General features: G+C 35.0%; 7 protein-coding genes. 2 read left to right on the top strand and 5 right to left on the bottom strand.

Going from position 1 to position 8,166, the window contains the following annotated elements:
- Nucleotides 1–442 precede the first annotated feature (442 nt).
- Nucleotides 443–1,684: a malic enzyme-like NAD(P)-binding protein gene (locus Q4503_RS18585; RefSeq protein ID WP_215972953.1), complete on the top strand. Its 1,242-nt coding sequence runs from the start codon at nucleotides 443–445 to the stop codon at nucleotides 1,682–1,684.
- Between the two features lie 96 nt (nucleotides 1,685–1,780).
- Here Q4503_RS18585 and Q4503_RS18580 read toward each other — a convergent pair whose 3' ends face one another.
- From Q4503_RS18580 to Q4503_RS18570, 3 genes are all read right to left on the bottom strand, one after another.
- On the bottom strand, nucleotides 1,781–2,296 hold the full coding sequence (locus Q4503_RS18580; RefSeq protein ID WP_303603165.1) for a histidine phosphatase family protein: 516 nt from the start codon (nucleotides 2,294–2,296) through the stop codon (nucleotides 1,781–1,783).
- Between the two features lie 137 nt (nucleotides 2,297–2,433).
- Entirely contained in the window at nucleotides 2,434–3,864 is a 1,431-nt protein-coding gene (sthA, locus tag Q4503_RS18575) for a Si-specific NAD(P)(+) transhydrogenase (RefSeq protein ID WP_215972954.1), read from the bottom strand.
- Between the two features lie 93 nt (nucleotides 3,865–3,957).
- Entirely contained in the window at nucleotides 3,958–5,076 is a 1,119-nt protein-coding gene (locus Q4503_RS18570; RefSeq protein WP_303603164.1) for a fatty acid desaturase, read from the bottom strand.
- Between the two features lie 187 nt (nucleotides 5,077–5,263).
- On the opposite strand from Q4503_RS18570, the gene fabR reads away from it, so the two are divergent.
- A complete protein-coding gene (gene fabR / locus Q4503_RS18565) occupies nucleotides 5,264–5,899 on the top strand; it encodes an HTH-type transcriptional repressor FabR (protein ID WP_215972956.1) in 636 nt (211 codons plus the stop codon).
- Between the two features lie 64 nt (nucleotides 5,900–5,963).
- Here the strand turns inward: fabR and trmA are convergent, their stop codons facing one another.
- Nucleotides 5,964–7,061, bottom strand: a complete 1,098-nt coding sequence (gene trmA / locus Q4503_RS18560) for a tRNA (uridine(54)-C5)-methyltransferase TrmA (RefSeq protein WP_303603163.1) — start codon at nucleotides 7,059–7,061, stop codon at nucleotides 5,964–5,966.
- A 338-nt stretch (nucleotides 7,062–7,399) separates the two neighbouring features.
- Nucleotides 7,400–7,873 (bottom strand): RNA-binding protein, encoded by a 474-nt coding sequence (locus tag Q4503_RS18555; protein ID WP_303603162.1) that lies wholly within the window; start codon nucleotides 7,871–7,873, stop codon nucleotides 7,400–7,402.
- Between the last annotated feature and the right edge of the window lie 293 nt (nucleotides 7,874–8,166).

Below are 8,166 nucleotides of genomic sequence, written 5' to 3'. Positions count from 1 at the left end.
TATTTTTTAATTAACTTTATAGTTACTTAAAAGCCCCTAGTATTTATTTACTAGGGGCTTTTTTATTCCTCAACTCAAACACAACTTAATAAAATGAAATTGGTACAATTTCTAAGTCTAGCCGATAAAAGCAAATTTTTAACCCTAACTGGTGCTGCCATTAAGCGAGGGAGGAGTTCAAGTAAATTGTTGTCAGCCTTTGTGCAATCTATTCTGCAGTCATAAGCTCTGTTATCACTAATAATACCCTGTTCTAATGTTCGTTATTTAGTTAAATAATATGATTAATTGCTTGATAAAGTTTATGTTTAATAAAGCTTACAGCAATTCTATATAGTTAAATGGTCTTGATAAACTAATAAGCAATGCAATACACTAGAAAAAACATAATAATAAATAAGTGTTATTTATAATTTAACCACTAATGCACTAGGAAACAATAATGTCAGATCTTCGTCAACAAGCACTTGATTACCATTCTTTACCAACGCCAGGAAAAATTAGCGTAGCATTAACTACGGCAGCGGAAACGAGTGAAGATTTATCACTAGCTTATAGTCCAGGAGTTGCAGAGCCAGTAAGAGCAATAGCAGATAATCCTGACGATGTTTATAAATACACTGCAAAGGGAAATACTGTCGCTGTTATCACTAATGGCACTGCCATTTTAGGCTTAGGCAATTTAGGTGCAATGGCATCAAAGCCAGTGATGGAAGGTAAGTCATTATTATTTAAACGTTTTGCTAATATTGACTCTTTTGATATTGAAGTAAAACATAAAACGGTTGAAGAGTTTGTTAATACGGTAGCGAATATTGCTGATACCTTTGGTGGTATTAACCTCGAAGATATTAAGGCACCAGAATGTTTTGCTATTGAAAAAGCATTAATTGAGCGTTGTAAAATTCCTGTGTTTCATGATGATCAGCATGGCACTGCTATTGTAACTGCAGCAGGCATGATGAATGCTTTGGATATTCAAGGTAAAGATATCAATCAAGCAAATATTGTCTGTTTAGGTGCTGGTGCTGCCGCGATTGCTTGTATGGAATTGTTGATTAAGTGTGGTGCACAACGAGAAAAAATTTATATGTTAGACACTAAGGGTGTTATACATTCGCGCCGTGATGATTTAAATGAGTATAAAAAGCTATTTGCTAATAACACTGACAAACGTACTTTAGAAGATGCTATTACTGGTGCTGATGTATTTGTTGGTGTTTCTGGTCCTAATTTATTATCACAAGAGCAAGTTAAATTAATGGCACCTAAACCTGTTATTTTTGCTTGTTCAAATCCTGATCCTGAAATTAAACCTGAAGATGCACTCGCTGCTAGAGAGGATCTGATCATTGCTACGGGGCGAAGTGATTATCCAAACCAAGTAAACAATGTTCTATGCTTTCCATTCATTTTCCGTGGTGCGTTAGATGTTCGTGCTCGTACTATTAATGATGAAATGAAAATTGCCGCTGTACATGCTATTCGTACGTTGGCGAAAGAACCTGTTCCTAATGAAGTGTTAATTGCGAGTGGTGAAAAAGAATTAAGTTTTGGTAAAGATTATATTATTCCAAAACCAATGGATTCACGTTTGTTAGCGACTGTTGCTAGAGCTGTCGCACAAGCGGCGATTGATTCTGGTGTCGCTGCTTTACCTATGCCAAAAAATTATATGCTTTAATTCATCTGGCCTTTAATTAAGAGGGGGGGGAGATATAAATTATATCTCCCCCCTTTTTTTTAAGAAAAACAATCATGACTGCTTTAATAAGGGCAGTTAGTTAGCAATTTTATGTGTTTGGCAATTTATAGGTTGCTGTAAGATAGTTAACATTGGTTGTTCATTCAAAAACTGCACTTGATATAAATACTGGTAATCATCTTCTGTTAATGGTGCTATTTTTTGTTGGGCTAAAAAGCCTGCTAAGACGGGGGTAGTATTACTATGGCCAACAATAAGGGCATTCATTCTATCTTGTTGTAATTGGTTAGATAGTTTCTTTAAATCATTTGGGTTGTAATTTTTGATTGTTAGTTGCTGTAATCTAGCTGTCGGCGCTGCAGTTTGCATCGTTCTTTGATATTTTGTGCTATATATTGCAGATATGTTGGTTTTCGCTAAGATTTTAGCTAATTGGTGAGCACGTTGATTACCACATTCACTTAAATTTGGATCTGCAGACTTATCCAATTTCTCTGCGTGTCGCACTAGATAAATACTATAATTCTCAGCAACAACACTGAAGCAGCTAAATAATATTAAGCTTGTCATAAAAAACATTTTATTAGTCATTGCCATTTCTTACGAGATTAATTTTTGTGTGTTATTTTCAATAATCTAGATCACTAGTAACTTAATAGACAGCGATAAGTTACATAACTCAATTTATAAGCTATGTAACTACAGTAATTACCCATTTAGTAAAGGGATTAAAATAATCTATTTAATCCATTTAATGCTGCAACACGAAATGCTTCAGCCATTGTTGGGTAGTTAAAGGTTGTATTTACGAAATACTCAATAGTATTACCACCATTGGTTTGTTGCATGATCGCTTGACCAATGTGAATGATTTCAGCAGCATTTTCCCCAAAGCAATGTATACCTAAGATTTCTTTAGTTTCACGATGAAAAAGAATTTTTAAAGAGCCAACTAGGCTATTGGTGATCTGTGCTCTAGCTAAATGCTTGAATTGTGCTCTACCAACTTCATAAGGTATTTTAGCTTCCGTTAACTCTTGCTCGGTTTTACCAACGGAGCTGATTTCAGGAATGGTATAAATACCTGTAGGAATATCAGCTATTAACATCGCTGTGCTTTGATGATCAATCATAGCCGATGCTGCTAATCTACCTTGATCGTAAGCAGCACTAGCTAAACTTGGGTAACCAATAACATCACCAACAGCATAAATATTATCTACGTGTGTTTGATATTTGTTATTTACTTTTAATTGTCCACGTCCATCTACTTTTAAGCCGGCATTCTCTAATTTTAAATCAGCCGTGTTGCCTGTACGGCCATTAGCAAATAACAGGCAATCAGCTCGCATTTTTTTACCTGATTCTAAATATACAATGACGGATTGCTCTGTGGTTTCAACACGCTTTATTTGTTCACCATGCCTAATAACTACACCGTTATTCCATAAGTGATAACTTAAAGCATCAGATATTTCATCATCTAAGAAGGATAAGAGTCGTTCACGTGTGTTAATTAAATCTACTTTTACACTCAGGCCACGAAAAATTGATGCGTATTCACTGCCTATAACACCAGCCCCATAGATAATTATAGAACGAGGCTCATGTTTAAGTGAAAGAATAGTATCTGAGTCATACACTCGTGGATGATTAAAATCAATATCATCAGGTCTGTAAGGATGTGAGCCGGTAGCAATGACAATTTTTTCTGCGTTAATCTTTTCTATTGAACCATCTTTTTTTATAACTTGGATGGTATTAGTATCAATGAAAGAAGCATCACCAGTGATTAGTTCAACTTGGTTACGATCATAAAAACCACTGCGGAGTTGTACTTGTTTACTTATAACTGAAGAGGCATGATTTAAGATTTCTGCACAGGTTAAACGCTTCGCTTTATTGTGGCCACGAAATAATGGGCTAGCATTATACTCTGTTAATCGACTAACGCTTTGACGTAATGCTTTAGAAGGTATTGTACCCCAGTGAGTACAGCCACCACCAACGTCTTTATAACGTTCAATAATAGCGACCTTTCTATTTTTTTTGGAAAGTTCCATTGCGGCACCTTCGCCACCAGGACCCGTACCGATAATGATTACATCATAATCAAATGTTTTTTCACTCGTTGATTTCGTTGTATTAGCTTTAGCCAAAAGATTTTCCTCAAACCCTGATTATATTCCTTATGAAAATATTAGCAGGATTTAGGGAAAATGGTAATCAATTGATTTGTATTTTATTGATTATTATGTGAGTTTTGCAGTGAGGCTGTGCCAATTCTTTTGTTGTTCAATCAATTTAATTTTCAATTCTTTATATTGTTTCATCAATTCAGACTTTTCAACATCTGCTAATACTTGCTCACGCTTTTCTGTTAGCAGTGTTTTTCGTACTTGATAATAATCATTGAGTTTACTAATCAATAAGTCATATTCTTGTTGAAGGTGTAAAATAGCTTGCTCCGCATTAGGTAATCGAGTTAATTTGTCTTTGCTACGTTTTAGGGTCATAGCTAGACGCATCTTTTCAATTTTATCTTCTGGGCTGGTGCGTAATTTTGTCGTCAACCCTAACCACTGACAACTTTTAATTAGCCATTTTGTGGGGTCGAATTGCCACCAACGAATACCATTTCGGTAATCATTTTCAAATATATGATGATAATTATGATAGCCTTCGCCAAAGGTAAGTAATGCTAACAAACCATTATCTCTTGCAGTGTTTTTATCAGTATAAGTCTGTTTTCCCCAAATATGGGCTAACGAATTAATAAAAAATGTCGTGTGATGACTTAACACTAATCGTAGGAAGCCAACTAATAGAATACTATTAAGAATATCTCCGTGCCATAAACCAAATGCGATTGGCACGCCAAGGTTCATCATAATAGTCAGTAATAAATAATGCTTATGTTGCCACATTACTATTTTGTCTTTTTGTAGATCTCGAACATTATTGTAATCACTATAACGATGAGCTTGATACTCTCGGCACATCCATCCTATATGTGAATACCAAAAGCCTTTTTTGGCTGAATAAGGGTCTTTATCATTGTTATCGACATGTTTGTGATGAACTCTATGATCTGAAGACCAATGTAAGATACTATTTTGTAATGCAAATGCGCCGCCTAAAGCAAAAATGAAACGTAAACTTGAATGTGCTTGGTAGGTTTTGTGTGACCATAAACGATGATAACCAGCGGTGATTGACATACCACAATAAATAAAACAGATTAAAGCAAATACTAATTCTGTATTGTCAAAGCCTGTGGTCATGGCTCTATAAGGAACTACAATTATAGCGACTAAAAAGGTGACTATAAAAATAACGACGTTGAGCCATACAATCTGGGGTTTTTTCATTTTATCTCGCTGTTCTTAACTAATATTTCATATGAATTTAAGTGTACACGTGTACGCTATTGTTATAGTTTAGCGTACACGTTGAACCAGTCAAGTCTAATTAATATATTTTTACTCGGGTTAGTAAACTGATATTATGCGTTTGTTATAATATGCTCACCTAGAATACTTTATAAAGAGGAAAGCCATGAGTGGTATTCGTGCCCAGCAAAAAGAAAAAACACGTAGGTTGTTGATTGATGCCGCTTTAAATCAATTAAGTGCTGAGCGTAGTTTTTCCAGTTTAAGTTTAAGGGAAGTAGCAAAAGAGGCCGGTCTTGCACCAACTTCATTTTATCGACATTTTAGTGATATGGATGAACTTGGCTTAACATTAGTAGATGAGGCAGGTTTAACATTAAGGCAGTTAATGCGCCAAGCCCGCCAACGTATTGCGAAAGGTGGCTCAGTTATCCAAATATCTGTTGAGACATTTATGGAGCTAATAGAAAGTAACGGTAATGTTTTTCGATTATTACTAAGAGAACGCTCAGGTACTTCAGCGGCTTTTCGAGCCGCGGTAATTCGGGAAATTCGTTATTTCACCATGGAACTTTGTGATTATTTACAACACGCAAAGAATTTAGATACAGAAGTTGCTTATATGCAAGCTAATGCAGCGGTCACTATCGTTTTTAGTGCAGGTTCCGATGCATTAGATATGGACGATAAATCAGAAAGAGCGCAATTATCGAAACAGACTATTCAACAACTTCGATTTATTGCTCGTGGTGCTGCTGAACTTAGTGATAGACGTAAAATATCAAAAAAAACAAATAAATAACTAAGTTCGCAACAGATGAAATTTTGTTTCAACCCTTTTGAGTTTGAAAGGTCACTTCTTTAAACTATTTTCTTGTTAACACCATACCTACTTCAATATGTGAGGTATAGGGAAATTGATCAAACAAAGCAAATTTCTCAATGGTGTGTGTTTTCGTTAAGTCAATTAAGTTTTCTTTTAATGTATTAGGGTTGCAAGAAATATATATAATCGTATTAAAACGGCTTACGAGCTCAACACTGTCTTTGTCGAGTCCTGCACGAGGTGGATCAACTAATACTGTATCGTAATTGTATGTGGTTAAATCGAATCCTTCTAGGCGTCTGAATTTACGCTCACCGTTCATGGCTTGACTAAACTCTTCACTCGACATACGCACAATATTTATATTATCAATATTATTAGCTGCTATATTTACCTGTGCGGATTTTACCGAAGTTTTTGATATTTCAGTACCTAAAACACGTGCAAAATTTTGCGCTAAGGCAATACTAAAATTTCCATTACCACAGTAAAGCTCTATTAAATCTCCACCAGCGTTGACTGTCGCTTTTTGAGCCCATAGCAGCATTTGTTCATTTACATTCCCGTTTGGTTGGGTAAAACTATTTTCAACTTGTTGATAGATAAACTTCTTATCACCAACCCTTAAAGACTCCATCACATAATCTTTATCAAGGATGATTTTCTGTTTTTTCGCCCGACCAATTATATCGACGGGAGCTATTTTTGATAATTGAACTTTTAGCTCTGTTGCTGCTTTTTCCCAGGTAGGCTCTAAAGGTTTATGGTAAAGCATACTAATAAGGAGCTCACCACTTAACGTTGAAAGAAAGTCAACTTGGAATAGTTTGTACCGTAGCTCTTTAATATCTTTAATTGCAATTAATAAAGCTTTCATAGCCTGATTTATTAATTGACTGGCCACAGGAAAATCATCAACACGGAACTTTTCTTTAGTTTCACTGTTAAACATTATGTAATAGAGATCATCGCCCTGGTGCCAGACTCTAAACTCAGCACGTAAACGATAATTCAACGGCTTTGATGGAAATATTTCTGCAGAGGGGAGATTATTAAAGCAAGAAAATAGAGCGGTCATTTCTTGATTTTTCTCTGACAATTGCTGTTCATAATTATCGGGATGAATATGACTAAACATAAATGCTTACCTTATTGTTTACTTATTAGAGGCTACTGGTATGAGCTAGGATACTCAGTTATTTTGATAAACTTGAGTATTGAAGTGCGCAATTTTAGCGTGAGATTAGGTTTTGTCTAGTATAGAGTGAATATTTGTTTAGGTTTATCCCATTGTCGTTAGGAGAAATTTAATATCGTGCCTTTTAACTAAGAAAGATAAAAGTCATAAATCATATCAACAAAGCGATAGGGCAGTTATATCGAAGACAACAATTAAGTCGATTTTACGGTAATAAAAAACCCGATAGTAATCGGGTTTTAGTTTTAAGCTTTAATGCAGAGTTAACGCTATGAGGCTTAGTCCTTTGTTTCAACTCTTTCAGGACGCTCTTTTGCTTCTCTAACTTTTAAAGTACGTTGCTCAAATTCAGCATCATTTAATGCTGTAATTGCTTTTTCTAAATCACTTGCAGACATCTCTACAAAACCAAATCCTCTACGTTTACCGGTATGTTTGTCTTTCATCAATCTTACTGATTCGACATGACCGTATGTAGAAAACAGTTCTCTTACTGCTGTCTCATTGGCGCGATAAGGCAAATTACCAACATAGAGTGTTTTTAAATCGTTGGTATTATTTTCAGTATCAGATGAAACACTTGGGTTGTCTTTACTAGCAGGAGAGTTAATAAGTGAAGCAATAAGTAAACTGACAAAAACAAAGACAGCAATAAGTAAAGGTGTAACAGCTGATATATAACTAAAAACTAAAAAAGCAATAATAGCGAAAATGGCTGCTATAACTATTGCTGAGATATTCGGAGACTTCATAATGGATACCTAATTATTATTTTAATATTAATTTATAAGAACAAAATGTAAATTTACATTTCTATGTTACTCACCTTTTGTCATTGTGCAACTATATTAGTGTAAAAAACATTCAAGATAGCAATTAATAACGATAAATTGGATGAAATGAAAACATTTAGCTCGATTTATCTGCGAACAAGCAAAACTTTACAAAAAATCCTTGACCCTTTTTTAAAAATCTCTACAATGCGCTCCAGTTCCAAGGGGTTCAGGCAAAACGAATCATCAACGGGCTGTTTTAATAAGTTATC

It is taken from the genome of Colwellia sp. 6_MG-2023 (assembly GCF_030547765.1).
In the GTDB taxonomy this organism is placed as follows: domain Bacteria; phylum Pseudomonadota; class Gammaproteobacteria; order Enterobacterales; family Alteromonadaceae; genus Colwellia.
The sequence above is the reverse complement of the archived record's forward strand: the minus strand, read 5'-3'. Positions and strand labels throughout refer to the sequence as shown.